The organism is Denitromonas iodatirespirans, assembly GCF_018524365.1.
In the GTDB taxonomy this organism is placed as follows: Bacteria; Pseudomonadota; Gammaproteobacteria; order Burkholderiales; family Rhodocyclaceae; genus Nitrogeniibacter; species Nitrogeniibacter iodatirespirans.
Genome location: NZ_JAEKFT010000039.1, coordinates 1 through 24,860 on the forward strand (window position 1 = coordinate 1; position 24,860 = coordinate 24,860).

The 24,860-nt window shown below is 67.8% G+C and carries 24 protein-coding genes; 18 read left to right on the forward strand and 6 right to left on the reverse strand.

The features are described 5' to 3' along the window. Positions 1 to 252 precede the first annotated feature (252 nt). The 6 genes from I8J34_RS21760 to I8J34_RS21785 form a co-directional block, all read right to left on the reverse strand. Positions 253 to 828 (reverse strand): hemerythrin domain-containing protein, encoded by a 576-nt coding sequence (locus tag I8J34_RS21760; protein WP_214363740.1) that lies wholly within the window; start codon positions 826 to 828, stop codon positions 253 to 255. Between the two features lie 24 nt (positions 829 to 852). Continuing rightward, complete coding sequence (gene pcaF / locus I8J34_RS21765; RefSeq protein WP_214363741.1) at positions 853 to 2,058, reverse strand: 3-oxoadipyl-CoA thiolase; 1,206 nt, start codon at positions 2,056 to 2,058, stop codon at positions 853 to 855. A gap of 120 nt (positions 2,059 to 2,178) precedes the next feature. Beyond that, positions 2,179 to 3,417, reverse strand: a complete 1,239-nt coding sequence (gene boxA, locus I8J34_RS21770; protein WP_214363742.1) for a benzoyl-CoA 2,3-epoxidase subunit BoxA — start codon at positions 3,415 to 3,417, stop codon at positions 2,179 to 2,181. 112 nt (positions 3,418 to 3,529) lie between these two features. Continuing rightward, positions 3,530 to 4,954, reverse strand: coding sequence for a benzoyl-CoA 2,3-epoxidase subunit BoxB (gene boxB / locus I8J34_RS21775; RefSeq protein WP_214363743.1), 1,425 nt, complete (start codon positions 4,952 to 4,954; stop codon positions 3,530 to 3,532). Positions 4,955 to 5,288: 334 nt separating this feature from the next. Further along, on the reverse strand, positions 5,289 to 6,962 hold the full coding sequence (boxC, locus tag I8J34_RS21780) for a 2,3-epoxybenzoyl-CoA dihydrolase (protein WP_214363744.1): 1,674 nt from the start codon (positions 6,960 to 6,962) through the stop codon (positions 5,289 to 5,291). Positions 6,963 to 6,984: 22 nt separating this feature from the next. Next, positions 6,985 to 7,899 (reverse strand): helix-turn-helix transcriptional regulator, encoded by a 915-nt coding sequence (locus I8J34_RS21785; RefSeq protein WP_214363745.1) that lies wholly within the window; start codon positions 7,897 to 7,899, stop codon positions 6,985 to 6,987. Between the two features lie 334 nt (positions 7,900 to 8,233). Here I8J34_RS21785 and I8J34_RS21790 point away from each other — a divergent pair, with 334 nt between their 5' ends. From I8J34_RS21790 to I8J34_RS21875, 18 genes are all read left to right on the forward strand, one after another. Continuing rightward, positions 8,234 to 9,811: a 3,4-dehydroadipyl-CoA semialdehyde dehydrogenase gene (locus tag I8J34_RS21790; RefSeq protein WP_214363746.1), complete on the forward strand. Its 1,578-nt coding sequence runs from the start codon at positions 8,234 to 8,236 to the stop codon at positions 9,809 to 9,811. 18 nt (positions 9,812 to 9,829) lie between these two features. Further along, on the forward strand, positions 9,830 to 10,297 hold the full coding sequence (locus tag I8J34_RS21795; protein ID WP_214363747.1) for a 4-hydroxylaminobenzoate lyase: 468 nt from the start codon (positions 9,830 to 9,832) through the stop codon (positions 10,295 to 10,297). Positions 10,298 to 10,367: 70 nt separating this feature from the next. Further along, positions 10,368 to 11,951 carry a benzoate-CoA ligase family protein gene (locus tag I8J34_RS21800; RefSeq protein ID WP_214363748.1) on the forward strand — a complete coding sequence of 528 codons (1,584 nt, stop codon included), beginning with the start codon at positions 10,368 to 10,370 and terminating at the stop codon, positions 11,949 to 11,951. 13 nt (positions 11,952 to 11,964) lie between these two features. Further along, positions 11,965 to 12,453, forward strand: coding sequence for a hemerythrin domain-containing protein (locus I8J34_RS21805; protein WP_214363749.1), 489 nt, complete (start codon positions 11,965 to 11,967; stop codon positions 12,451 to 12,453). Positions 12,454 to 12,790: 337 nt separating this feature from the next. Then, positions 12,791 to 13,969 (forward strand): ABC transporter substrate-binding protein, encoded by a 1,179-nt coding sequence (locus I8J34_RS21810; protein WP_214363750.1) that lies wholly within the window; start codon positions 12,791 to 12,793, stop codon positions 13,967 to 13,969. A 72-nt stretch (positions 13,970 to 14,041) separates the two neighbouring features. After that, positions 14,042 to 14,911: a branched-chain amino acid ABC transporter permease gene (locus tag I8J34_RS21815; protein ID WP_214363751.1), complete on the forward strand. Its 870-nt coding sequence runs from the start codon at positions 14,042 to 14,044 to the stop codon at positions 14,909 to 14,911. 1 nt (position 14,912) lies between these two features. Further along, entirely contained in the window at positions 14,913 to 15,887 is a 975-nt protein-coding gene (locus tag I8J34_RS21820; RefSeq protein ID WP_214363752.1) for a branched-chain amino acid ABC transporter permease, read from the forward strand. After that, positions 15,880 to 16,638, forward strand: a complete 759-nt coding sequence (locus tag I8J34_RS21825) for an ABC transporter ATP-binding protein (protein ID WP_214363753.1) — start codon at positions 15,880 to 15,882, stop codon at positions 16,636 to 16,638. The genes I8J34_RS21820 and I8J34_RS21825 overlap by 8 nt, the downstream gene beginning before the upstream one ends. After that, on the forward strand, positions 16,631 to 17,482 hold the full coding sequence (locus I8J34_RS21830; RefSeq protein WP_230411955.1) for an ABC transporter ATP-binding protein: 852 nt from the start codon (positions 16,631 to 16,633) through the stop codon (positions 17,480 to 17,482). The genes I8J34_RS21825 and I8J34_RS21830 overlap by 8 nt, the downstream gene beginning before the upstream one ends. After that, positions 17,483 to 18,268: an alpha/beta fold hydrolase gene (locus tag I8J34_RS21835; protein ID WP_214363754.1), complete on the forward strand. Its 786-nt coding sequence runs from the start codon at positions 17,483 to 17,485 to the stop codon at positions 18,266 to 18,268. Next, positions 18,265 to 18,684, forward strand: coding sequence for an acyl-CoA thioesterase (locus tag I8J34_RS21840; protein WP_214363755.1), 420 nt, complete (start codon positions 18,265 to 18,267; stop codon positions 18,682 to 18,684). Before I8J34_RS21835 ends, I8J34_RS21840 begins: the two co-directional genes overlap by 4 nt. An 8-nt stretch (positions 18,685 to 18,692) precedes the next feature. After that, positions 18,693 to 19,514, forward strand: coding sequence for an enoyl-CoA hydratase/isomerase family protein (locus I8J34_RS21845; RefSeq protein ID WP_214363756.1), 822 nt, complete (start codon positions 18,693 to 18,695; stop codon positions 19,512 to 19,514). Then, the gene (locus I8J34_RS21850) at positions 19,511 to 20,491 is read left to right on the forward strand and encodes an NADPH:quinone oxidoreductase family protein (RefSeq protein ID WP_214363757.1); all 981 of its coding nucleotides are present in this window, start codon (positions 19,511 to 19,513) and stop codon (positions 20,489 to 20,491) included. The genes I8J34_RS21845 and I8J34_RS21850 overlap by 4 nt, the downstream gene beginning before the upstream one ends. Positions 20,492 to 20,538: 47 nt before the next feature. Beyond that, positions 20,539 to 20,709: a rubredoxin gene (locus tag I8J34_RS21855; protein ID WP_214363758.1), complete on the forward strand. Its 171-nt coding sequence runs from the start codon at positions 20,539 to 20,541 to the stop codon at positions 20,707 to 20,709. 2 nt (positions 20,710 to 20,711) lie between these two features. After that, the gene (gene paaG, locus I8J34_RS21860; RefSeq protein ID WP_214363759.1) at positions 20,712 to 21,518 is read left to right on the forward strand and encodes a 2-(1,2-epoxy-1,2-dihydrophenyl)acetyl-CoA isomerase PaaG; all 807 of its coding nucleotides are present in this window, start codon (positions 20,712 to 20,714) and stop codon (positions 21,516 to 21,518) included. A gap of 18 nt (positions 21,519 to 21,536) precedes the next feature. Beyond that, entirely contained in the window at positions 21,537 to 23,078 is a 1,542-nt protein-coding gene (paaH, locus tag I8J34_RS21865; RefSeq protein WP_214363760.1) for a 3-hydroxyacyl-CoA dehydrogenase PaaH, read from the forward strand. Between the two features lie 230 nt (positions 23,079 to 23,308). After that, on the forward strand, positions 23,309 to 24,205 hold the full coding sequence (locus tag I8J34_RS21870; protein WP_214363761.1) for a transporter: 897 nt from the start codon (positions 23,309 to 23,311) through the stop codon (positions 24,203 to 24,205). 43 nt (positions 24,206 to 24,248) lie between these two features. Next, the gene (locus I8J34_RS21875; protein WP_214363762.1) at positions 24,249 to 24,851 is read left to right on the forward strand and encodes a twin-arginine translocation signal domain-containing protein; all 603 of its coding nucleotides are present in this window, start codon (positions 24,249 to 24,251) and stop codon (positions 24,849 to 24,851) included. Positions 24,852 to 24,860: the final 9 nt, after the last annotated feature.

Consider the following 24,860-nt stretch of genomic DNA (forward strand, 5'->3'; position numbering starts at 1 on the left):
CAGGTCGGCCACATCAGCAACAGCAGCAACGCCAGCTACCAGCTGTCGGTCGGTCCGGGCGTGGCCCCGGCCGCCGGCGAGAGCCAGACCGGCTACATGGTGGGCTTGCGCTACTTCTTCTGAGCGCGAGTGGACGATGCACGGGGCGGCCGCGCGCCGCCCCGTGTTGCTTCTTCAAAGGGCGCCCGACGAGCAAATGCGCCGCGCCCGTGCCTTGCGCTCTGGCCTCTGGCCCGCGCCGCGAGGCCTGTCTTACTTGTTGCCGTAGCCGATCGGCGCCGGCGCCAGTTCCAGGATCTTCCGGTACAGCCGCTCGGCGTCTTCCTTGGGTTTGAGCCCATACAGCGGGTTGTCGTTTTCACGGAAGGCGGCATGGATGCGTTGCCAGTCCTCCGTGGTGAGGACGCGCTCGGCCAGCGGTATCAGCTGGTCTTCTTCGCAGCGCATGTGCGCCCACTCGCGCTCGGCGTAGGACTCGGCCTCGCGGTAGAAAGGGGCTCCCTCCCTTGTCTGTTCGAAGGCGCTGAGCTTCTGCTTGAGTGCTTCGATGCGCGGGTGGCCGTCGACATGTTCCTGCGCCAGTCGGGCGATGAGGGCGTCACCATCGCGGGTGCGCGCCTTGACGGCGGCGAACAGGTAGTCGTTTTCCTTGGGATGGTGCCAGCGGTCGGGGTAGGAGACGATGTAGTCGAGGATCGCGTGCAGCAGCGGGAAGTTCGGCGCCTCGCCCTCGTCGCGCATCTTGCGCACCAGGTAGCGCAGGCTGTACATCACCGCGGCGATGGCAAAGTGCTCGTCCTTGATGATCTGGATCGCTTCGGGTCGCATGGTGGTTGCTTTCTCCGTCGAGGGTCAGAGACGTTCGATGGCCAGGGCGATGCCTTGCCCGACGCCGATGCACATGGTGGACAGGGCCAGGCGGCCGCCGCCGTGTTCGAGCTGGTTGAGCGCGGTCAGCACCAGCCGGGCGCCGGAGGCACCGAGCGGATGGCCGATGGCGATGGCGCCGCCGTTGGGATTGACGCGTGCGTCGTCGTCGGCCAGGCCCAGACGGCGGGTGACGGCCAGGGCCTGGGCGGCGAAGGCTTCGTTGAGTTCGATGACGTCGAACTGATCGATGCCGAGCCCCAGCCGGGCCATGAGTTTCTCGCTGGCCGGCGCCGGGCCGATGCCCATGATGCGCGGCGGCACGCCCGCGGCGGCCGTGCCGAGAATGCGCGCGCGCGGGGTCAGGCCGTAGCGCTGCACCGCGGCGTCGGCGGCGATCAGCAGTGCGCAGGCGCCGTCATTGACGCCCGAGGCGTTGCCGGCGGTGACGCTGCCGTCGGGACGGACTACGCCCTTGAGCCGGGCCAGCGCGTCGGCCGAGGTGTCGGGGCGGGGATGCTCGTCCGTGGTGACGAGGAGCGGCTCGCCCTTGCGGCGCGGCACGCTCACGGGAACGATCTCGGCGTCGAAGAAGCCGCGCGCATGGGCGGCGGCCCAGCGCTGTTGGCTGCGCAGGGCGAAGGCGTCCTGGTCGGCGCGCGAGACGCCGAAGTCGTCGGCCACGTTCTCGGCGGTCTCGGGCATGGTGTCGACCCCATGGGCGGCCTTCATTGCCGGATTGACGAAGCGCCAGCCGATGGTGGTGTCTTCGAGCCGGGCGCTGCGCGAGAAGGCGCTGTCGGCCTTGCCCATCACGAAGGGGGCGCGGCTCATGCTCTCGACGCCGCCGGCGATGATGAGCTCGGCCTCGCCGCTGCGGATGGTGCGCGCGGCCATGCCGACGGCGTCGAGGCTGGAGCCGCACAGACGATTGACGGTGGTGCCGGGTACCTCGACCGGCAGGCCGGCGAGCAGGGCGGCCATGCGGGCCACATTGCGGTTGTCTTCGCCGGCCTGGTTGGCGCAGCCGAGGATGATGTCGTCGACCGCGCCCCAGTCGACGCCTGGGTTGCGTTTGACGAGTTCGGCGATCGGCAGCGCGGCCAGATCGTCGGCACGCAGGCTGGAGAGCGCACCGCCGTAGCGGCCGAAGGGGGTGCGGATGGCGTCGCAGAGGTAGACGTTGGGCATGGTGATGGGGGGGCGTCAGGGGGAAGTCGAAGGGCGTCGCGGTGGGGGCGGGTATGGCGGCCGGGCACGCACGGCCCGCCGTTGCCCATCACCCGTCACCCCATCACGAATCACCGCCGTTCAGTAGGTCTCGACATGGAAGCGGGCCTTGGCGAGCAGCTGGGGCTGCAGTTGCTCCCAGTCTTCGCCGTGGGCACGGCAGATATCGCGGAAGGCGTCGAGCACGCCGGCTTCCATGCCCTTGAGGCCGCAGATGTAGATGTAGCAGTTGTCGTCCTTGAGCATGTCGACCACCTTGTCGGCGCGTTCGCGGATGAGGTCCTGCACATACTGCTTGGCCTGGCCGGGCTGGCGGGAGAAGGCCAGGTTCATGTCGATGAAGTCCGCGGGCAGCTTCTGCAGCGGGCCGAAGTAGGGCAGCTCTTCGGGCGCGCGGGCGCCGAAGAACAGCAGCAGCTCGCCGCCTTCCTTCAGCTCGCGGCGGCGGCGACGGCGTTCGGTCATGGCGCGCATGGGCGCCGAGCCGGTGCCGGTGCAGATCATCATCAGCGAGGCGCCCGGATGGTTGGGCATCAGGAAGGTGGCGCCGTAGGGGCCGGTGACCTTGACCTTGTCGCCCTTCTTGAGATCGCACAGGTAGTTCGAGGCCACGCCCAGCGCCGGCTGGCCGTCATGGTCTTCCTTGACGCGTTTCACGGTCAGGGCGACGTTGTTGTACTGCGGGCGCTCGCCTTCGCGCGGGCTGGCGATGGAGTACATGCGCAGCAGGTGCGCCTTGCCGCGCGCGTCGGTGCCCGGCGGGATGATGCCGAGCGACTGGCCTTCGAGCACGGGGAAGGGGGTCGCGCCGAAGTCCAGCACGATGTGGTGGATGTCGCTCGAGGCGTCCGGCGCGGTGAGCCGGTAGTTGCCGGTCACCGTGGCTTCGACCGGGTTGTCGACGGTGTAGAGGTTCACATAGGGGTGCGCCGCAGACCACGGGGCCATGGCGCGGCCGCCCTGGCCTGCGGTGGCGATTTCGGTGATCTCGCGCACTTCGGCGGGCAGCGATGCCTCCTGGCCCGAGACGTCGATGGCGTCGAGTTCGGTCTCGTCGGGCAGCACATCCCAGTCCAGCTGTTCTTCGAGCGAATAGGCCCGGTCGCGGGCCACGTTGCGGGCGTTGTCGATGGCGCCGGTGGGGCAGGGGCCGATACAGGCGTTGCACCAGTTGCAGACATCGAACTTGACGACGTAGTTCATCGAGTCGTGGGTGATGGCGTCGACCGGGCACATCTCCTCGCAGGTGTTGCAGCGAATGCAGATTTCCGGGTCGATGAGGTGCTGTCGGGCGAGGTCGTGCTCTGCAGGCGCGTTCATGATGTCTTCCTCTGTGTTGGCGTTGGGGGGCGGGCCGACGCCCGCCCTGTGCGTTGTGTCCGGCGTCGCCCGGAGGCCGGCCCGCGGCCGTCCTCCGGGCGACGATCGCCGCTCAGTTGAAGCGGACGTAGTCGAAATTCACCGGCTGGTTGTTGATGCCGCGCGACGGCGGTGCGATCCAGCCGGCGAACTTGCCCGGCTCGATGCAGCGGCCCATCAGCGAATGCACGAACAGGCGGTCTTCCTCGGTCGGCAGCCAGTGCTTGTGCTGGTGCGTCCATTCGGCCTCGGAGATCAGGCGGCCGTCGGGGGCGACATGCACCTCGGCGAACATGCCGATGCGGCGGTTGAAGCCCTTGTGCGGCAGCGTGAACACCCAGTCGATGCCCAGCTTCTTGGGAATGCGGTTCCAGCGATCGACGCCGGCCTGCACATCGGTGACCCAGTCGTCGCGCAGGCGCTCGTTCAGCGCCGTCAGGGCCGACACCTGGCGGGTGAGGATCTTGTCGCCGGCCACATCCATGACCTCGTACTCGTTGTTGTCGAGCTTGTGGTCGTCGTCGATCTTGGATTCTTCGAAACGTCCCTTCAGGCCGGTGGTGTAGTAGGTCGCGGCGTTGGAGGAGATCTCGGCGCCGTAGAGGTCGCTGGTGACGCTGTGGTGGAAGTTGATGTAGCGCTGGATGGTCGGCAGGTCGATCACGCCGGCGGCACGCAGCTTGACCGGATCGTCGGTCTTCAACTCCTTCATCACCTCGCAGGTGCGCTGGATGGCGCGGCCGACCCCTTGCTCGCCGACGAACAGGTGGTGGGCTTCCTCGGTGAGCATGAACTTGCAGGTGCGCGACAGCGGGTCGAAGGCCGATTCGGCCAGCGAGGCGAGCTGGTACTTGCCGTCCCGGTCGGTGAAGAAGGTGAACATGAAGAAGGACAGCCAGTCGGGGGTCTTCTCGTTGAAGGCGGTCAGGATGCGCGGGTTGTCCTCGTCGCCCGAGCGCCGTTCGAGCAGGGCCTCGCCTTCCTCGCGGCCGTCGCGGCCGAAGTGGGCATGCAGCAGATAGACCATGGCCCACAGGTGGCGGCCTTCCTCGACGTTCACCTGGAACAGGTTGCGCAGGTCGTAGAGCGAGGGGCAGGTCATGCCGAGGTGGCGCTGCTGCTCGACCGAGGCCGGCTCGGTGTCACCCTGGGTGACGATGATGCGGCGCAGGGTGGAGCGGTATTCGCCCGGCACTTCCTGCCACACGTCCTCGCCCTTGTGGTCGCCGAAGCTGATCTTCTTGCCCTGTTCCTGCGGGGTCAGAAAGATGCCCCAGCGGTAGTCCGGCATCTTCACATGATCGAAGTGCGCCCAGCCCTGCGGATCGACGCTGATCGCGGTGCGCAGATAGACGTCATGGTGGGTGGTGCCCTCCGGCCCCATCTCGCCCCACCAGTTCAGGAAGGCGGGTTGCCAGTTCTCGAGCGCCCGCTGCAGGGTCTTGTTGGTCGACAGATCGACGTTGTTCGGAATGCGTTCGCTATAGTTGATCGACATTGCGATGTCTCCAGTTTGGTGTGGAATGCACGAGCGCGTGCGCTCGCCGCGATTCCGCTAGCAAGAACCTCCTGACCCGGGCGTGCGCGCCGACGGCTACGGCAGAGGGACGGCCGATCTCCGGTCAGTCGAGGGGTGTGGCAATGGCACGCCGCGATGGCGTGCCGGTGGGATCAGAGCCTGAGCGTTTTTCGGACGTGTCCGAGCGGCGTCCCAAGACGGTCTGATCAAGGCGCAAAGCGCAGCCATAGCTCGGGCTATGGCGAGCATTTGCAACGACGAGCAGGTCGTCTTGGGGGGGGCGAGCGGGCATGAACGAAAGATGCTCAGGTTCTCAGACCCGGTTCCAGTCGAACTGCGGCTTCTTGCCGGAACCGAACAGCTTCAGCGCGCCCCCCTCGCCGACGGCGTTGGGGCGGATGAAGATCCAGTTCTGCCAGGCCGACAGGCGGCCGAAGACGCGGGTATTCATGCTCTCGGTGATACCGAAACGCAGGTTCGCTTCGAGGCCGGTGAGCGCATCCGGGGAGAGCCCGGCGCGCTCTTCCATGGCGATGCGCACCTCGTCGGCCCAGTCCAGCGGGTCCGGGATCTCGGTCACCAGGCCCAGCGCCATGGCTTTCGCGGCGGACAGCGGCTCGCCGACGGCGGCGTAGGCGGCGTCGACCGGTTCGCGCTCCTGGTAGAAGCGTGCGGCGATGCGCGAGAGCCCGTTGGCCATCGGCAGCAGGCCGGTGTTCATGGGGGAGACGGCGATGGCGTTGGTGCCGGCCTCGTCGTCGAGCATGTAGCTGCGGTCGGCCGCCAGGGCCACTTCCAGCAGCGTGCCGGCAAAGCAGCTGCCCGGTTCGATCAGGGCATAGAGGCTGCGCGAGGACACGTCCAGACGGCTCAGGGTCCGGCGCAGCATGCCGACGGTTTCGCGCACGAACCAGTGGTTCTGGTGCGCGACCAGGGTCGCGTCGCTGTCGAGCACCACGCGCGCATCGCCTTCGGTGCGCAGCACCCACAGGCCGAGGTCGAGGTGGTTGGTGCGCAGGTTGAGGATGGCGTCGTCCAGCTCGCGGGCCATCTGCAGCGGCCACCAGTTCACGCCCTGGGCAAGCATCTGCTCGGGGGTGGTGGCGGTGACGGCCGACGGCGCCTTGATGGTCAGCGTCACGCGGCGGGCGGCGGTGTCGAGCGCGGCGTCGACGAATTCGTAGTGGTAGCCGGCCTCGTCGATGCGGCGCTTGAGCGGGGTCAGGGCCACGCCCTTCCCGTCGGCGGGGCGGTCGCTGGTGTCGGCCAGGGCGAGGGCACGCTCACGCACATGCGACTCGAATTTCTGGGCGCGCTCGACGCTGTCGACCAGGCGCCAGTCCACCGCACGCTGGCCGCGCACGCCTTCGGAGATGGTGCAGAAGATGTCGGCATGGTCGCGGCGCACCTTGCGCTTGTCGGTCACCCGGGTCAGGCCGCCGGTGCCCGGCAGGACGCCCAGCAGCGGCACTTCGGGCAGGCTCACGGAGGAGTTGCGGTCATCGACGAGGATGATCTCGTCGCAGGCCAGCGCCAGCTCGTAGCCGCCGCCGGCGGTGGTGCCGTTGCAGGCGGCGAGGAACTTCAGGCCGGAATGCGCGCTGCTGTCCTCGATGCCATTGCGGGTCTCGTTGGTGAACTTGCAGAAGTTCACCTTCCAGGCATGGGTGGACAGGCCCAGCATGTAGATGTTGGCGCCCGAACAGAAGATCTTGGGCTTGCCGCTGGTGAACACCACGCTGCGCACTTCGGGGTGTTCGAAACGGATGCGCTGGAGAGCGTCGTGGAGCTCGATGTCAACGCCCAGGTCGTACGAATTGAGCTTGAGCTTGTAGCCGGGGCGGATGCCGCCGTCTTCGTCGATGTCCAGGGTCAGCGTGGCGACCGGGCCATCGAAGGCCAGGCGCCAGTGCTTGTACCGGCTCGGGTCGATCTGGTAATCGACGCGCTCGATCGTCGCTTCTGTTTGGGTGGCGAGTGCTTCCACGTTGTCTCCTCCGTTAGGCGTGCTAGCTCGTGACGAGCTGTTTTAGTCTTGAAAAACTCATGTCGACCGTCTCACCCGACGTGTCGATGGTGTGGTCGGCGCGGCTGTACAAAGGCTCCCGGGCTTCCAGGATCCGCCGCAGGTCTTCCATGGCTTCGTCGTTGCCGGCCATGGGGCGCATGTCGCCCTGGGCAATGACGCGGGCCATGTGTTCTTCGGGCTGGGCCTTGACCCACACCGTGAAGCAGGACGAGAGCAGGAAGTCGTAGGTGTCCGGCCGGGCGACGATGCCCCCGCCCACCGAGATCACGCCTTCGGTGTGGTCGCGCATCACGCGCTCCAGGGTCTGCTTCTCGATCCGTCGATACCCGGCCTGGCCATAGAGCGAGAAGATCTCGCTGATCGGCATGCCGGTGTCGCTGACGATGACTTTGTCCAGCTCGATGAAAGGCACTCCCAGCTCGGCCGCCAGCATGGCGCCCAGCGTGGATTTGCCAGCCCCGCGCAGGCCGAGCAGGGCCACGCGCTTGCGCCGCACCGCCTCGTCGTGACCGAAATCGCGCATCAGGCGGAAGATCACCTCTTCGAGCCGGTGCTGCGGCAGCCGCTCCAGGAAACGGCGGATCAGGCGGCGCTCGACCGAATCCTCGACTTCGCTGGTCAGCAATTCGACCAGCGACACGCCGAGCGCCTGGGCGATGTGCCGCAGCAACACGATGGAGACGTTGCCGTCGCCGGTTTCCAGGTGCGCCAGGTGGCGCTCGGACACCTGGGCCTCGCGAGCGACCAGCTTGCGCGTCATGCCGCGGCGCTCGCGCAACTCACGGACACGCGCGCCCAGTGCCTTGAGAAACTCGGCATCGGTGTGTGTCTGCTCATCGGCCGGTTCCGGCAGTGAGCTCAGGCGGGCAGGAAGGGTGTCGGCAGGCTTTGACATGAAATAAAGTTCCTTGTTGTGCTGAACAATAATGCTCATGTTTCAGAAGGTCAACAGATTTTGTGCAGTTTAATGCATGCGACCTGGCGGGTGATTCGATGCTTTCCAGAAATAGGGGCGGTTTTTTGAGAAATAGCGCCTGTTTCCAGTAGAGCGATAGCGGGTCATGGCGCAAAACATGAAATAAAGTGCTTGACCGCGGTTTCTTCGTGTGTATTCTATATCCAGTCGCTGACGTTCCGACGCCTGCCATGTGCTCGCCAGGGGAGTCGTCAGCTCCGGTCCGAAACTGACAAGAGGCGCAGCAGCGTCCTGTGCAGGAGGCAAACGATTCATGAAGCTGGATAACTTCGTCTGCGGCCAATGGCGTGCAGGACAGGGTGAAGGGGTCGCACTGGTCGATCCGATGGATGGGGAAACGCTCGTCCGGGTCGGCACCGACGGCATCGATTGCGCCGCCGCCCTGGAACATGCGCGCTCGGTCGGCGGTACGGCCTTGCGGGCGCTGACCCATGCGCAGCGCGCCCAGCGGCTCGCGGCCATCGCCGAGGTGCTGGGCGCGCATCGCGACGCGTACTTCGACATCAGCCTGCGCAACTCGGGGGCGACCCCCGCCGATGCCGGTTTCGATGTCGACGGGGCGATTTTCACGCTCAAAACCTATGCCCGGCTGGGGCGCTCGCTGGGCGACACCCGCGGCCTGGTCGACGGCGCGGTGGTGCCCTTGTCGAAGGAAGGCAACTTCGTCGCGCGTCACTTCCTGACGCCGCAGAAAGGCGCCGCCATCTTCATCAACGCGTTCAATTTTCCGGCCTGGGGCTTGTGGGAAAAAGCCGCCCCGGCCCTGCTCGCCGGCATGCCGGTGGTGCTCAAGCCGGCCACCCCGACGGCCTGGCTGGCGCAGCGCATGGTGGCCGACGTGGTGGCCGCCGGCATCCTGCCCGAAGGTGCCTTGTCGATCCTGTGCGGCAGCGCGCGCGACTTGCTCGACCATGTGAACGAATCCGATGTGGTGTCCTTCACCGGCTCGGCCGATACCGCGCGGCACATCCGCAGCCATGCCCGGGTGCTGGCGGGCTCGGTGCGGGTCAATATCGAGGCCGACAGCGTCAACGCGGCGGTGCTCGGCCCCGATGCCGTGTCGGCAAGCGCCGAGTTCGAGCTGGCGGTCAAAGAGGTGGTGCGCGAGATGACCATCAAGGCCGGGCAGAAGTGCACCGCCATCCGCCGCGTGTTCGTGCCCGAAGCGCAGACCGCGGCGCTGGAGGCTGCGCTGGTGGAGCGCCTGGGGCGCATCACGGTGGGCGACCCGCGCCAAGAGGGGGTGCGCATGGGGCCGCTGGTCAATCGCGCGCAGCAGGCCGCGGCCCTTGCGGGGATCGAGCGGCTCAAGGCCGAGTGCGTGGTGGTGTTCGGCGGCGATCCGGACTTTGCCCCCGAGGGGGTGGATCCGGCGCGCGCGGCCTTCGTCCAGCCGACCGTGCTGCGCTGCGAGCATCCGGCGCGTGCGCGGGTCGTCCATGAGGTCGAGGTCTTCGGGCCGGTGGTCACGATCGTGCCCTATGCCGATGAAGCGGCGCTCGGCCGCATGCTGCGCCTGGGGCAGGGCTCGCTCGTGGCCTCGGTGTATTCCAGCGATGGGGTGTTTGTCCACGCCCTGGTGGACGAGGTCGGCGATCTGCACGGCCGCATGATGCTGGTCGACGCCACCGTGGGGGCGGCCCATACCGGGCATGGCAACGTGATGCCGACCTGTCTGCATGGCGGGCCGGGGCGTGCCGGCGGCGGCGAGGAGCTGGGCGGCTTGCGGGCCCTCGGGCTCTATCTGCGGCGCCATGTGGTGCAAGGCTCGCCCGAGCGGCTCGCGTCGCTGGCGAGCGCGTGTGCGGATGCGGCGCTGCTTGCCGCCTGAGAACCGGGAGATCCAAGAATGAGTGTCGACAATTTCATCGCGCTGGTGGCCGAAGTGACCGGCGCGATCGCGGGCAAAGCGGTGGACAAGCAGCTCGAGGCCGAGCTCAACGCGCGCTTTCCGGCCAATGGAGAGGTGTTCAAGGCGATCGCGGCGGCCTGTCGCCAGGGCGTGGCCGAGGGCTGGATGTGCAATCGCGAGCATGGCGGCATCAAGTTCGGCCGGGTGGCCAAGCCGGGGCCGGCCTTGCACGGGTTTTCCATCGACGTGGTCGACATGGCCGACGTGGTCGGGCCGCACCACCAGCACCCGCAGGGTGAGGTGGACATGATCATGCCCCTCGACGCCGGGGCGCGCTTCGACGGCGCCCCCGAGGGCTGGCTGGTCTATGGGCCGGGCAGCGCCCACCGGCCGACGGTGAAAGGCGGCCAGGCGCTGGTGCTCTATCTGCTGCCCGGGGGCGAGATCACCTTCACGGGGCAGTGAGCGGCGGTAAGAACGGCATATGAGGGCGCTTCAGCGGCGTGCTCATCATTACGATAATCAGGAGACAAACATGCCGGAGCTGAGCCAGGCGGACCACAGCGTCAGTCCGCCGATCATCACCATTCCCCGCAGCTACAACGCTGCGGCGGATCTGCTGGGGCGCAATCTGGCGGCCGGGCGTGGCGACAAGACCGCCTTCATCGACGATCGCGGCCGCTGTACCTACGCCGAACTCGACCGCCGCAGTTCGGCCTGTGCGAACGCGCTGCGGGCGCTGGGCCTGATGCGCGAGCAGCGGGTGCTCATGTGCCTGCATGACACCATCGACTTCCCCACGGTCTTCCTCGGCGCCATCAAGGCCGGCATCGTGCCGGTGGCGGTCAATACCCTGCTGACCCGTGGCGACTACGAGTACATGCTGCGCGACAGCCGCGCGCGGGTGGCGGTGGTGTCCGCGGCCCTGATGCCGCTGTTCGAACCCCTGCTCGACGAGATTCCCTCGCTCGAGCGCATCATCGTCTCCGGCGGCGCCGACGGCCCCGACGCCCTGGCGCGCCTGATCGCGGACCAGCCCGAGGCGTGCGAGATCGCCGACACCCTTGGCGACGAAGTGTGCTTCTGGCTGTACTCCTCGGGCTCGACCGGCGCCCCCAAGGGTACGACCCACCGGCATTCGAGCCTGATCGCCACCGCCGAGCTGTTCGCCCGGCCGATCCTCGGCATCTGCGAGCAGGACACGGTGTTCTCGGCGGCCAAGCTGTTCTTTGCCTATGGCCTGGGCAACGGGCTGACCTTCCCGATGTCGGTGGGCGCCACGACGGTGTTGATGGCCGAGCGGCCCACGCCCGCGGCGGTGGCAAAGCGCCTGGTGGACCACCAGCCGACCCTCTTCTACGGGGTGCCGACCCTGTTCGCCAGCATGCTGGCCAGTGCCGACCTGCCCGACAGGGCGCAGGTCGGCCTGCGCCTATGTACCTCGGCCGGCGAGGCGCTGCCGGAAGAGATCGGCCTGCGCTGGCGCCGGCATTTTGAGGTGGACATCCTCGACGGGATCGGCTCGACCGAGATGCTGCATGTGTTCCTGTCCAACCGGCGCGGCGACGTGCGCTACGGCACCACCGGCCGGCCGGTGCCCGGCTACGACATTCGCCTGGTCGACGAGGACGGCCGCCCGGTGGCGCCCGGCGAGGTCGGCGAGCTTCAGGTGCGTGGTCCGACCGCCTCGAACGGCTACTGGAACAACCGCGCCAAGACCTGTGCCACCTTCCTCGGCGACTGGACCCGCAGCGGCGACAAGTACAGCCTCACCGAGGACGGTTACTACGTCTATGCCGGCCGCAGCGACGACATGCTCAAGGTCAGCGGCATCTATGTCTCTCCGATCGAAGTGGAATCGGTGCTGGTGAGCCACGAGGCGGTCCTCGAAGCCGCCGTGGTCGGCTGCGAGGACGACGACCAGCTCATCAAGCCCAAGGCCTTCATCGTGCTCAAGCCGGAAGTGGTGCCCAGCGAGGCCCTGGCCGACCAGCTCAAGGCCCATGTCAAGAGCCTGCTGGCGCCCTACAAATATCCCCGCTGGTTCGAGTTCGTCGAGGAATTGCCCAAGACCGCGACCGGCAAGATCCAGCGTTTCAAGCTGCGCCGCCGCGCCTGATCCGGAGAGTCCAATGACCCAGGCCATCGACATCATCAAGGACGAGCACCGCTCCATGGGCGCCGTCATCAAGGGGTTGCAGGCGCAGGTGAGTGCCGCACAAAACGGCGACGAGGCCCCCGACTTCTTCCTCTTCGGCGCCATGCTCGATTACATCGAGGCGCTGCCCGACCGGGTGCACCACCCGAAGGAAGACGAATACCTGTTCCGCTTCGTGCGCCTGCGCTCGGCGGAGGCGGCCGCCATTCTCGACACGCTGGAGGCCGAGCATGCCCGTTGTGCGGAGCTGCTGGCAGGGCTGCGCCAGGCGCTCGGCGCGGCGCGCGACAGCAGCGACCTGTCGGGCTTTGCCGCCGCGCTCGACCATTACGCCAGCTTCCTGTGGGCGCACATGCGCATGGAAGAGGAACAGATTCTGCCGCTGGCCGCAGCACATCTGACCGACGAAGACTGGCAGGTCATCGACGCGGCCTTTGCCGCCAACCGCGGCGGTCAGTGGTGACGATTCAACCTAGAAGCCGTAGTTGGACGCGCTCGAGTGCGCGCCTGGCGGGTTGTCTGGCAGGGCGCGACGACGCACAACCTACACGTTGTAAGGAGGAGCAACGCAGCCAGGCGGCCCGCCAGACGAGCAATCGGGTGCGTAGCGCTGTCACCCGCCGGGTGATCGGCCTCGAAGCCGAAACGGTTCGTATGGTCAATACCTTGCTTATGGGCATAAGCGGTCAACTGCGGTTTCTAGGTTCAAGGCGGGCCGGCGATGGCGCCGGTTCGACCCCGGCGGGAGGTGTCGCCCTGCGGTGCATCCCGACTCATCAGAGAAGAGACAGGAGACAAACATGAATAACCGCATCCACAAGTTGACCGTGGCGCTGGCCGGCGCCGTGGCGCTCGGCGGCGCGACCCTGCCGGCGGCCCATGCCGCCGAGAAGATCAAGGTCGGCCTGATGCTGCCGGCCACCGGTACCTATGCCAAGCTGGGCACCGCGATCACCAACGGCTTCAAGCTCTATGTCGACGAGAACGGCGGCAAGATCGGCGGGCTGGATGTGGAATACGCCGTGGTCGATGACGAGTCCGACCCGGCCAAGGCCACCGAAAACGCCAACAAGCTGGTCAAGCGCGACGAGGTGGACGTGCTGGTCGGCACCGTCCATTCGGGCGTGGCCATGGCCATGGCCAAGGTGGCGCGCGGCACCAAGACGCTGATGATCGTGCCCAACGCCGGGGCCGACGAACTGACCGGCCCGCTGTGCGCGCCCAATGTCTTCCGCACTTCCTTCTCCAACTGGCAGCCGTCCTACGCCATGGGGCCGGTGCTGCTGGAGAAGGGCATCAAGAAGGTGGTGACGCTGACCTGGAAGTACTCGGCCGGCCTGCAGGCGATCGACGGCTTCAAGGAGTCCTTCACCGCCGGCGGCGGGCAGATCGTCAAGGAACTGACGCTGCCGTTTCCCAACACCGAGTTCCAGCCCTACCTGACCGAGATCGCCGCGCTGAAGCCCGATGCGGTGTTCGTGTTCTTCGCCGGTGGCGGCGCGGTGAAGCTGGTCAAGGACTATGCCGCGGCCGGGCTCAAGGATTCGATCCCGCTGTATGGCTCGGGCTTCCTCACCGATGGCACGCTGGCCGCCATGGGCGGCGCGGGCGAGGGACTCGAGACCACCCTGCAGTACGCCGACGGCCTCGACAATGCGCGCGACCAGGCCTTCCGCGGGGGCTATGCCAAGGCCTACGGCAGCGCGCCCGACGTGTATGCGGTGCAGGGCTACGATGCGGCACAACTGCTGGCCGCCGGCGTGAGCGCCGTGAAGGGCAAGATCGAGGATCGCAAGGGCATGATCACCGGCATGGAAGCGGCCAAGATCGACAGCCCGCGTGGCGCCTTCAGCATCTCGGCGGCGCACAACCCGGTGCAGGACATCTACCTGCGCAAGGCCCAGGGCGAGCTCAACCCAGCGGTGAAAGTGGCGGCCAAGGCGCTGGCCGATCCGGCCCGCGGCTGCCGCATGCAGTAAGCCGGTCCGCCGGATTTTCTGAGGACGTGATCGAATCCTGGCGCCCCGAGAGGCGCCGGGAGGGGAGCTCGTATGGACATCTTTTCCTTCCTGGTGCAGACGCTCAACGCGGTGCAGTACGGCTTGCTGCTGTTTCTGGTCGCGAGCGGGCTGACGCTGGTGTTCGGCATCATGGGCATCATCAACCTGGCCCACGGCAGCTTCTACATGGCCGGCGCCTACCTGGCCTTCGGCCTGACCAGTGCCACCGGCAGCCTGGTGTGGGCCATCGTGCTGGGCGTCCCGCTCGCCATGCTGGTCGGCGCCGCGCTCGAAGCGTTGTTGTTCGTGCATCTGTACAAGCGCGACCACCTCGAACAGGTGCTGCTCACCTACGGGCTGATCTTGATCTTCGAGGAGCTGCGCAGCCTCATCGTGGGCAACGACGTGCATGGCGTGGCCATGCCCGACTTCCTGGCCGGCTCGATCCCGCTCAACGACACCTTGAGCTATCCGGTGTATCGCCTGGCCATCTCCGCGGTCTGCGTGGTGCTGGCCATCGGTCTGTACTTCCTGATCCAGCGCACCCGCCTGGGCATGATGATCCGCGCCGGCAGCCACGACCGCGACATGGTCCAGGCGCTGGGCATCAACATCACCGTGATCTATCGCGTGGTGTTCGCGCTCGGGGTGGCCATGGCGGCGCTGGCCGGCATGCTGGCCGCGCCGATCTCCTCGGTGGGGCCCAACATGGGCGGCCAGGTGCTGATCCTGTCCTTCGTCGTGGTGGTCATCGGCGGCATCGGCTCGGTCTGGGGGGCATTGCTCGGGGCCTTGCTGATCGGCTTTGCCGACACTTTCGGCAAGGTGATCCTGCCCGAGTTTGCCGGCGCAATGGTCTATCTGGTGATGGCCGCGGTGCTGCTGTGGCGCCCCGAAGGGCTGCTGAAAAAAGGGGCATGAGATGACGATCAAGACGCACACGGCAGGCATTGCCCAGGCGGTCGTGCTGGCGGCGCTGGCGGCCTACCCGCTGGTGGGCTCCGAGTTCTATGTCGAGATGGTGGCCAAAGTCCTGGTGCTCGGCATCTTCGCCATGAGCCTGGACCTGCTGGTGGGCTTTACCGGGCTGGTGAGCCTCGGGCACTCGGCCTACTTCGGTGTGGCCGCCTATGCGGTGGCCCTGATCGCGCCCGAGTTCGCGCCGGCCAACCTGTGGTTCGTGCTCGGCGCGGCGGTGCTGATCTCGGCGGCGGTGGCCCTGGGCATCGGCCTGCTGGTGCTGAGGACGCGGGGCATCTACTTCATCATGGTGACGCTGGCCTTCACCCAGATGGCTTTCTTCCTGTTCCATGACACGGCGCTCGGCGGCGGTTCCGACGGCATCTACCTGAACTTCCGGCCAGAGCCGCGCATCGGCGGGTGGATGCCCTTCGATCTGGCCGAGGGCAGCCAGTTGTACTACTTCATCCTCGCCGTCGCGGTGCTGGTGTTCGTAGGCATCAAGCGGGTGCTGCGCTCGCCCTTCGGTCGCGTGCTGGTGGGCATCAAGAGCAACGAGCACCGCATGCGCTCGCTCGGCTATTCGACCTTCAACTACAAGCTCGGGGCCTTCGTCCTCGCCGGGGCGCTGGCCGGTCTGGCCGGCGTGCTGTACGCGGTGCTGTTCGGTTTCGTCACCCCTGAGCTGCTCTCCTGGCACGAGTCGGGCCATGTGCTGATGATGGTCATCCTCGGCGGCATGGGCAGCCCGGTGGGCGCCGTGCTCGGCGCCGGGGCGATGGTGGCGCTCGAAGAGGCTTTCTCGCTGCTGACGACGCATTGGCAGCTGTTGATGGGCGGCGTCATTCTGGCCGTGGTGTTGTTTCTGCCGGGCGGGCTGATCGCCTTGCCGGGCAGGATGCGTCAGCTGATCAAGTCGGGAGGCCCCCATGAGTGATCAACTGCTGGTGGCGGACAAGCTCACCCGCCGCTTCGGTGGCCTGAGCGCCAACGAGGCGGTCTCCCTCACGCTCACCCGTGGCAGGCTCCATGCGCTGCTCGGGCCGAACGGCGCAGGCAAGTCCACCTGTATCAACATGCTCTCGGGCGATCTGCCGCCCAGCGAGGGGCGCATCTATTACCAAGGCCGCGACATCACCGCGCTGGATGCGCCGCAGCGCTCGCGGGTCGGCATCGGGCGAAGCTATCAGCGCACCAACATCTTCCCCGGCTTCACCGTGCTGGAGAACTGCCGCCTCGCCGCGCAGTCGCGACACCAGCGCGCCTGGCGTCTGTTTGCCAATGCCCTCGGCCTGCGCGACACCCTGGACAAGGCGCATGCGGTGATGGCCGAGGTCGGGCTCGAAGCACAGGCGAACCGCATCGCCGGCACGCTCTCCCACGGCGAGCAACGCCAGCTGGAGATCGCCATGGTGCTGGCCACCGACGCCGACGTGTTGCTGCTCGACGAGCCGCTGGCGGGCATGGGCTCGGAGGAGGCCTCGCGCATGGTCGGGCTGCTCGACACCCTGCGCCGCAGCCGTGCCATCCTGCTGGTCGAGCACGACATGGACGCCGTGTTCGCGGTGGCCGACGAGATCACCGTGCTGGTCAACGGTCAGTTGCTGGCCACGGGCACGCCGGCACAGATCCGGTCGAATCACGAAGTCCAGCAGGCCTATCTGGGCGAGGAGGCGTTTCATGCTTGAGTCGAACCTGGCCACCGCTGCCCCCGTCGCCCGGATGGCGGCCGACGGCCGGCATCCGGGCACCGCGCCCGTTGCTGACTCGGATTCCGCTGTGCGGCGTCCGGGCGACGCAAGCGACACACCTCAAGCAAGCGCCGACGCCCTGCTCGCGGCGCGCGGCCTGCACACCTACTACGGCAGCAGCCACATCCTGCATGGCGTGGATTTCACGGTGCACAAGGGCGAGGCGCTCGGTCTCATGGGGCGCAACGGCATGGGCAAGACCACGCTCATCCGCAGCCTCATGGGCCTGGTGCGCACGGCCAGCGGCTCGGTGACGGTGCGCGGGCGCGAGATGCGCGGCGCCGCCACCCACGCCATTGCCAAATGCGGCATTGCCTACGTGCCCGAGGGGCGCGGCATCTTCCCCAACCTGTCGGTCAAGGAAAACCTGTTGATGGCGGCCCGGCCCGGCGTCGATGGCCAGTGCGAATGGACCTTCGAGCGGGTGATGGCGACCTTCCCGCGCCTGGCCGAGCGCCTCACCAACGGCGGCGGCCAGCTCTCCGGCGGCGAGCAGCAGATGCTCACCATCGGCCGGGCCTTGATGACCAATCCGGACTTGCTGATCCTGGACGAGGCCACCGAAGGGCTGGCGCCGCTCATCGCCCGCGAGATCTGGCGCATCGTGCGCGAGATCCGGCTGTCGGGCATCGCCACGGTGATCGTGGACAAGAACCATGCGGCGGTCAGTTCCATCACCGACCGCACCATGATCCTGGTGAAAGGTCAGGTGGTCTTCGACGGGTCGAGCGAGGATTTCCGCGCCGACCCCGATCTGGTCACCCAGCATCTTGGAGTCTGAATGAAATTCATCCCCATCGACGGCCGCCAGCTCGAGGTTGTGCGCCTGCCCTCCGCCCACCCGCGCGAGGACGCGCCGGCCATCGTCTTCCTGCACGAGGGCCTGGGCTCGGTGTCCATGTGGCGCGATTTTCCGCAACGGGTGGCCGATGCCACCGGCTGCGAGGCCATCGTCTACTCGCGCGCCGGCTACGGGCGTTCCGACCCGGCACCGCTGCCGCGCACGACCCGCTACATGCATGACGAAGGGCTCGAGGTGCTGCCAGCCCTGATCGACGCGCTCGGCCTCGACCAGCCGATCCTCTTCGGCCACAGCGACGGCGGCTCCATTTCGCTGATCTGCGCCGGCGGTACCGACACGCCGCTGTCCGGCGTCATCGTCATGGCGCCGCACGTGATGGTCGAGGACATCTCGGTGGCGAGCATCGCCGAGGCCGAGGTGGCCTGGCAGACCACCAACCTGCGCGAGCGCCTGGGCAAATACCACGTGGACGTGGAAGCGGCCTTCCGCGGCTGGAACGACATCTGGCTGCATCCGGATTTTCGCGCCTGGAACATCGAGGACTCCCTGCCGGCCATCCGCGTGCCGGTGCTGGCGATCCAGGGCGAGGACGACGAGTACGGCACCATGGCGCAGATCGACCGCATCGCCGCCGGTGCGCCCGACGTGGAACTGGTCAAGCTGGCCGACTGTCGCCACTCGCCACACAAGGACCAGCCCGAGGCGGTGGTCGAGATGGTGCGCGAGTTCGTGGGGCGCATCCTGGATGGAGACATGACGCGATGAAGTTCAAGACCTCGAAGCTGGTGCGATTCCACCAGTGCGATCCGGCCGGGATCGTCTTCTATCCCCAATACCTGGTGCTGTGCAACGAGACCGTCGAGGACTGGTTCGCCCAGGCCCACGGCGTCGACTTCTTCGACCTGCATGCCAAGCTGCAGCGCGGCGTGCCGATGCGCCATCTGGAGGCCGAGTTCCTGGCGCCCACCGTGCACGGCGAGACGCTCGAATTCTCGCTGGTGGTGGAGAAGGTCGGCGGCACCTCGATCAAGATCCGCATCGAGGCCTGGCACGGCGAGCAACTGCGCTTCTGCGCCCATCAGACCCTGGTGTGGGCCGACGTGAGCGGGCCGCGCGCGGTGCCCATCGATGCCGAATGGCGCGAGCGCTTCACACGCTATCTTGAAACTCCGAACGAATGAGCGCGCCCATGGACTACCGCCACTACCACAGCCTGACGATCGAGAAGACCGGCAACGGCGTCGCCGAACTGATCATGGGCGAGGGCGGCCGCCTGCCCGCCGCCGATGCCCGCGGCCATGCCGAACTGGCCGCCATCTGGCGCGACATCGACCGCGACCCCGAGATTTCCGTGGTGATCGTGCGCGGCCAGGAGAAAGGCTTCTCGGCCGGCGGCACGCTCGAGCTGGTCGAGCAGATGGCCGAGCACTTCGAGGACCGCGCCCGTGTCTGGCGCGAGGCCCGCGAGCTGGTCATGAACATGGTCGACTGTTCCAAGATCGTCATCTCCGCCATCCACGGCCCGGCGGTCGGCGGCGGGCTGGCTGTGGCCTTGCTGGCCGATATCCCGGTGGCGGCGCGCAACGCCCGGCTCATCGACGGCCATACCCGCCTCGGCGTGGCGGCCGGCGATCACGCCGCCATCATCTGGCCACTGCTGTGCGGCATGGCCAAGGCCAAGCTGCACCTGCTGCTGTCGGACGAGATTTCCGGCGAAGAGGCCGAGCGCATCGGCCTGGTGGCCAAGGTGGTCGAGCCCGAGGCGCTGCTCGACACCTGCCGCGAGCTGGCCGCCACGCTCGCCGCCGGCCCGCAGACCGCGCTGCGCTGGACCAAGCACAGCCTCAACCACTGGCTGCGCCTGGCCGGCCCCGCCTTCGACAGTTCGTTGGCGCTGGAGATGCTCGGCTTCGGCAGCCCGGAGATGCGCGAGGGGCTGGCGGCGGTCAAGGAACGGCGTGCGCCGGTGTTTCCGCCCTCGCCGCTGCAAAGCGCCGGAGCGCCGGAATGAAAGCCTTCGTCTGCCATGAATTCGGCCCCCTCGGCCAACACACACCGGGCGAGCTGCCCACGCCCGTGGCTGGCCCCGGGCAGGTGCTGATCCGGGTCGCCGCGGCCGGCGTCAATTTCTACGACACGCTGATCGTCCAGGGCAAATACCAGCTCCAGCCGCCGCGGCCTTTCGCACCCGGCGGCGAAGTGGCCGGTGTCGTGACGGCGGTGGGCGAGGGCGTCACCCGCTGTGCGCCCGGCGACCGGGTCATGGCCTTCACGCGCTACGGCGGCTATGCCGAGCAGGCGCTGGCCGACGAGGGCATGACCTGGCCGCTGCCGGCGGCGGTGTCCTTCGACACCGCCGCGGCCGGCCTGATCACCTATGGCACGGCCTGGTTCGCCTTGCAGGATCTGGCGGCGCTCAAGCCCGGCGAGACCGTGCTGGTGCTCGGCGCGGCCGGCGGGGTCGGGCTGGCCGCCCTCCAGATCGCGAAACGGGCCGGTGCGCGGGTGATTGCCGCGGCGGGCAGCGAAGAGCGGCTCGACCTGTGCCGCCAGCACGGCGCCGACGACACCATCGACTACGCACGCGAGGATCTCAAGCTCGCCACCAAGACCCTCACCGGCGGGCGGGGCGCGGATGTGGTGGTGGACGTGGTCGGCGGCGATTTCACCGAGCAGGCCGTGCGCGCCATTGCCTGGCGCGGCCGGCTGCTGGTCATCGGCTTTGCCGCCGGTGCGATCCCGAAGATTCCGGCCAACCTGCTGCTGCTCAAGGGCGCGGTGGTGGCCGGCGTGTTCTGGGACGAGATGCTGCGCCGCGAACCGGACACCGGTCGCCGCCACATCAACGCGATTACTGCGGCCTGGGCCGACGGCAGCCTCGCCCCGCCCATCTCCGCACGCCTGCCGCTGGCGCGCGCGGCGGAGGCGCTCGATGCCCTGGCCGGGCGGCGCAGCGCCGGAAAACTCATCATCGAACCCGGCGCCTGAACAGACCGGGTCACCCCTGCAAGAACCCACCCAACCGAGAGGACACCATGGCGAAATACCAATGTAGCGCCTGCTACTTTCCCTACGACGAAGACACCGGCCTGCCCGATGAGGCCATCGCGCCCGGCACCTTGTGGGCCGACATTCCCGACGACTGGATCTGCCCCGAGTGCGGCACGCCCAAGGCCGGCTTCATCGGCTACCACCCGGAAGGCTGAGGGTGAGCCGCGCGTTCGAGACGCTCGGCGTCGAGCTCGCCGATGCCGTGGCGACGATCACCCTCAACCGGCCCGACCGCCTCAACGCCTTCACCCGGCAGATGCATGCCGAACTGCGTGAGGCCCTGGCCGATGTGCGCGCCGGGCGTGAGCGCGGCACGGTGCGGGCGCTGGTGCTCACCGGCGCCGGCCGGGCCTTCTGTGCCGGCCAGGACCTGGGCGACCGCCAGAGCGGCCCGGCGGGCGCGCCGCCGGACCTGGGCGCCTCCATCGAGGAGAACTACAAACCGCTGGTGCTCGCCTTGCGTGCGCTCGAGCTGCCGGTGATCGCCGCCGTCAACGGGGTCGCCGCCGGTGCCGGTGCCAGCATCGCGCTGGCCTGCGATCTGGTGATCGCCGGGCGCTCGGCCAGCTTCATCCAGTCCTTCGCCAAACTGGGGCTGGTGCCCGACACCGGTGGCAGCTGGATCCTGCCCCGCCTGGTCGGGCCGGCGCGTGCCATGGGCTTGGCCTTGCTCGGCGAGCGGCTCAGTGCCGAGCAGGCGGCCGAGTGGGGCCTGATCTGGTCCTGCGTGGATGACGGCGAGCTGCAGCCGGTCGTGCGCGAACTGGCCATGCGGCTCGCCGCCGGGCCGACGTGCGGCTACGCCCGCACCAAGCAGAGCCTGTGGGCCAGCAGCACCAACGACCTCGATACCCAACTCGACCTGGAGCGCGACTTCATGCGCGAACTGGGCCGATCCGACGATTACCGCGAAGGGGTGGCCGCGTTCATCGAGAAACGCGCCGCGCGCTTCACGGGCAGGTGAACCTGCGGGAGTCCTTGAATGAAACCCTTGCCGACAACTGAAACCGTCGCCGTGATCGGCGCCGGCGCCATGGGCAGCGGCATCGCCCAGGTGGCGGCGCGTGCCGGCCACACGGTGCGGCTGTTCGACATGAACCCCGAAGCCATCGAACGGGGCATCGCGTCGATCACCCGAAACCTGGACTTTCTGGTCGAGCGCGGCAAGCTCGACGCGGCCGAACGCGAGGCCACCGCGGCGCGGCTGGTGCCGACGACCCGCCTCGAGGCGCTGGCCGATGCCGGCCTGATCATCGAAGCCATCGTCGAGAAGCTGGAGGTCAAGCAGACGCTGTTTGCCGAGCTCGAACGCATTGCGCCCCAGGCGATCCTGGCCAGCAATACCTCCTCGCTGTCGATCACCGCCATCGGCTCGGTGCTGCGCGCGCCCGAGCGCCTGGCCGGCCTGCATTTCTTCAACCCGGCCGATCGCATGCGCCTGGTCGAAATCGTCTCGGGGCTGGCCACGGCGCCGGCGCTGGCCGGGCAACTCTTCGCAACGGCGAAGGCCTGGGGCAAGGACCCGGTGCACACGCGCTCGACGCCGGGCTTCATCGTCAATCGCGTGGCGCGCCCGTTCTACGCCGAAGGCCTCAAGGTGCTCGCCGAGGGCGCCGCCAGCCCGGCCAGTCTCGATGCGGTGATGCGCGACGGGGCCGGTTTCCCCATGGGGCCCTTCGAGCTGACCGACCTGATCGGCCATGACGTGAACTATGCCGTCACCGCGTCGGTGTTCGAGGCCAACTATGGCGACGACCGCTTCATCCCCTCGCTGATCCAGCACGAGCTGGTGCTCGCCGGCCGTCTCGGGCGCAAGCGCGGGCAGGGCTTCTATGCCTATGGCGAAGGCGCCCAACGGCCCGCGCCCGACTATGCCGAGCAGGCGCCGCGACCGGCCGCGGTGACGCTGCGGGGCGCGCCGGAGATCTGGGCGCCGCTGGTGGCTCGCCTCGAAGCGGCCGGGGTGCGGGTCGAGCGGGCGGCCTGCCCCGACGGTGTGGCCGCGCATCTCGCGGTCGGGCCAGTCCGCCTGGCGCTGACCGATGGCCGCACGGCGACCCGCCGCAGTGTCGACGAGGGCTGCGACGACTTGGTGCTCTTCGATCTGGTCAAGGATTTCGCCACCAGCGACACCCTCGCCGCGGCCGTCAGCGACCGTGCCTCGGCCCCCGCCTGGCAAGCCGCGGCAGGCACGCTGCAGGCCGCCGGCTTCAAGCTCATCCAGCTGGACGACGTGCCCGGCCTGCTCGCCATGCGAACGGTGGCCATGCTCGCCAACGAGGGCGCCGACGCCGTGATGGTCGGCGTGGCCTCGCCGGGGGATGTGGATCTGGCCATGCAGCGCGGCACCAATTATCCGAAGGGGCCGCTGGCCTGGGCCGACGAGATCGGCCTGGCCCGGGTCGCGACCGTGCTCGGCCACCTGCTGGCGCATTACGGCGAGAGCCGCTACCGGGCATCGCCCCTGCTGCAGCGCCGGCAACTGGCCGGCAGGCCGCTGTCGCAGGCGGCGCCGCGCGCGTGAATCGGCGGTGGCGATGGCGTGCCCCGGCGAAGGCGCCGGTCTCATTTTGAGACTCGCGTTCTCGGATTGCGACCGGTGGCTGGGGTGCTGCGATGAATGCCAATGGCAAGCCGATGAAAAGAAAGTGTTTTTTTGATTCAGGGCGCCGATCGGGTCGCTGGCACGTGGATTGCACGGTAGGGCGCAGGGGCGTTTAACGCTTCCGCTTACTACAACAGGAGACAAGTCGCGTGAATCCAATCCACTGCAATCGCATCCTTTCCCGGTCGGCCGCCACCGTGCTGCTCGCCGCCTCTGCCTTCGGCATCGCGCACGCCGCCGAGATCGCCACCGACCCGGGCGACTATCAGGCCCTGCCGGCCGGCACCAGCGCAGGCGTGCTCTACATCCAGCACACCGAGCATGACACCCTGAGGTCCGACGGCAAGACCGTGCCGGTCGATGCCAAGCTGAGGACCGACATCGGCCTGGCGCGCTACATTCATTTCATGGAGATCGGCGGCTTCATCGCCGACCCGCAGCTCATCATCCCGTTCGGGCAGGTCGATCTGGACGTGGCCGGCACCAGCGCATCCGCCAGCGGCGTGGGCGACCCACTGGTCGGCGGCACGCTGTGGCTGGTCAATCGGCCCGAGCAGAAGCAGTGGTTCGGCGTGTCGGCCTTCGTCTCGCTGCCCCTCGGCGACTACGACAACGACCGGGCCGTGAACATCGGCCAGAACCGCTGGAAGACGATTCTGCAAGCGGGCTACGTGACCGGTCTGGGCGACAAGTTCATGCTCGACCTGCTGGCGGAAACGGCCTTCTACGGCGACAACGACGAAGCCGGCGCGTCGAAGGCGACGCTCTCGCAGGCGCAGAGCTACGGCCTGCAGGCCCATCTGCGCTACCTGATCTCCCCGACCTCCCATGTGGCCTTGAGCTACTACCATGATTTCGGCGGTGAGACCGAGCTGAACGGCGTGAGCCAGAACGACGAGATGAACAACAACCGCTGGCTGCTCACCTTCGCCACCTTCGTCGCGCCGACGATTCAGTTGCAGCTCCAGGCGGGGCAATCGATCCATGTCGACAACGGCTTCGAGGAAGCGCCGCGGGTCAACCTGCGTCTGCTCAAGGTCTTCTGATGACTGCCGGCGACCGTTTCGACCTCTCAACAGGACAACAGCGATGACACAGATCACAACGATGACGCCCGATGTCTTGCAGGCGATCGAGCATGTCGGCCGTCTCGGTCGGCGTGACTTCCTGAAATTCAGCGCCGCCGCCGCAGGCCTGGCCGCCGCGGGCGGTCTGTTCGCGCCGCTGGCCTCGGCGGCCGACCTGCCGCCGGGCATCCGGCACCTGTCCGGGCCCGAGTACGCCGTCTTCCATCGGCTCATGGAGGTCGCCTTGCCGACCCGGGGGACCGCGCTCGTGCCCACCGCCCGGATCCCGGTGCTGCAGACGCTCGACGGCGCCCTGCTGGCGACCATGGAGGCGCACATCCTCAAGGGCCTCAAGGGCGGGATCGCCTATTTCAACGAGGGGCCGACCGCGATGTTCGGCAAGCCCTTCGTGGCGCTGTCGGACATCGAAGCGCGCGCCTTCTGCGACATCTGGGCGGATTCCGACGAGCTGCCGCAGCGCGCCCTGGTGGTCGGCCTCAAGAAGCTGGTGGGCCTGGCCTACTGGGCGAATCCGCCCACCTGGGCACCGCTGGGCTATGACGGCCCGGTGACCGACAAGTGGAACCTGAAGTCGCTCGGCAATGCGCCGATGCCCACGGCGTGAGGACGGATC

Excerpts from the sequence above, each read along its gene's own strand:
- I8J34_RS21760 (WP_214363740.1), bottom strand. The coding sequence starts at position 828 with ATGCGACCCGAAGCGATCCAGATCATCAAGGACGAGCACTTTGCCATC.
- pcaF (WP_214363741.1), bottom strand. The coding sequence starts at position 2,058 with ATGCCCAACGTCTACCTCTGCGACGCCATCCGCACCCCCTTCGGCCGC.
- boxA (WP_214363742.1), bottom strand. The coding sequence starts at position 3,417 with ATGAACGCGCCTGCAGAGCACGACCTCGCCCGACAGCACCTCATCGAC.
- boxB (WP_214363743.1), bottom strand. The coding sequence starts at position 4,954 with ATGTCGATCAACTATAGCGAACGCATTCCGAACAACGTCGATCTGTCG.
- I8J34_RS21785 (WP_214363745.1), bottom strand. The coding sequence starts at position 7,899 with ATGTCAAAGCCTGCCGACACCCTTCCTGCCCGCCTGAGCTCACTGCCG.
- I8J34_RS21790 (WP_214363746.1), top strand. The coding sequence starts at position 8,234 with ATGAAGCTGGATAACTTCGTCTGCGGCCAATGGCGTGCAGGACAGGGT.
- I8J34_RS21795 (WP_214363747.1), top strand. The coding sequence starts at position 9,830 with ATGAGTGTCGACAATTTCATCGCGCTGGTGGCCGAAGTGACCGGCGCG.
- I8J34_RS21800 (WP_214363748.1), top strand. The coding sequence starts at position 10,368 with ATGCCGGAGCTGAGCCAGGCGGACCACAGCGTCAGTCCGCCGATCATC.
- I8J34_RS21805 (WP_214363749.1), top strand. The coding sequence starts at position 11,965 with ATGACCCAGGCCATCGACATCATCAAGGACGAGCACCGCTCCATGGGC.
- I8J34_RS21810 (WP_214363750.1), top strand. The coding sequence starts at position 12,791 with ATGAATAACCGCATCCACAAGTTGACCGTGGCGCTGGCCGGCGCCGTG.
- I8J34_RS21815 (WP_214363751.1), top strand. The coding sequence starts at position 14,042 with ATGGACATCTTTTCCTTCCTGGTGCAGACGCTCAACGCGGTGCAGTAC.
- I8J34_RS21820 (WP_214363752.1), top strand. The coding sequence starts at position 14,913 with ATGACGATCAAGACGCACACGGCAGGCATTGCCCAGGCGGTCGTGCTG.
- I8J34_RS21825 (WP_214363753.1), top strand. The coding sequence starts at position 15,880 with ATGAGTGATCAACTGCTGGTGGCGGACAAGCTCACCCGCCGCTTCGGT.
- I8J34_RS21830 (WP_230411955.1), top strand. The coding sequence starts at position 16,631 with ATGCTTGAGTCGAACCTGGCCACCGCTGCCCCCGTCGCCCGGATGGCG.
- I8J34_RS21835 (WP_214363754.1), top strand. The coding sequence starts at position 17,483 with ATGAAATTCATCCCCATCGACGGCCGCCAGCTCGAGGTTGTGCGCCTG.
- I8J34_RS21840 (WP_214363755.1), top strand. The coding sequence starts at position 18,265 with ATGAAGTTCAAGACCTCGAAGCTGGTGCGATTCCACCAGTGCGATCCG.
- I8J34_RS21845 (WP_214363756.1), top strand. The coding sequence starts at position 18,693 with ATGGACTACCGCCACTACCACAGCCTGACGATCGAGAAGACCGGCAAC.
- I8J34_RS21850 (WP_214363757.1), top strand. The coding sequence starts at position 19,511 with ATGAAAGCCTTCGTCTGCCATGAATTCGGCCCCCTCGGCCAACACACA.
- I8J34_RS21855 (WP_214363758.1), top strand. The coding sequence starts at position 20,539 with ATGGCGAAATACCAATGTAGCGCCTGCTACTTTCCCTACGACGAAGAC.
- paaH (WP_214363760.1), top strand. The coding sequence starts at position 21,537 with ATGAAACCCTTGCCGACAACTGAAACCGTCGCCGTGATCGGCGCCGGC.
- I8J34_RS21875 (WP_214363762.1), top strand. The coding sequence starts at position 24,249 with ATGACACAGATCACAACGATGACGCCCGATGTCTTGCAGGCGATCGAG.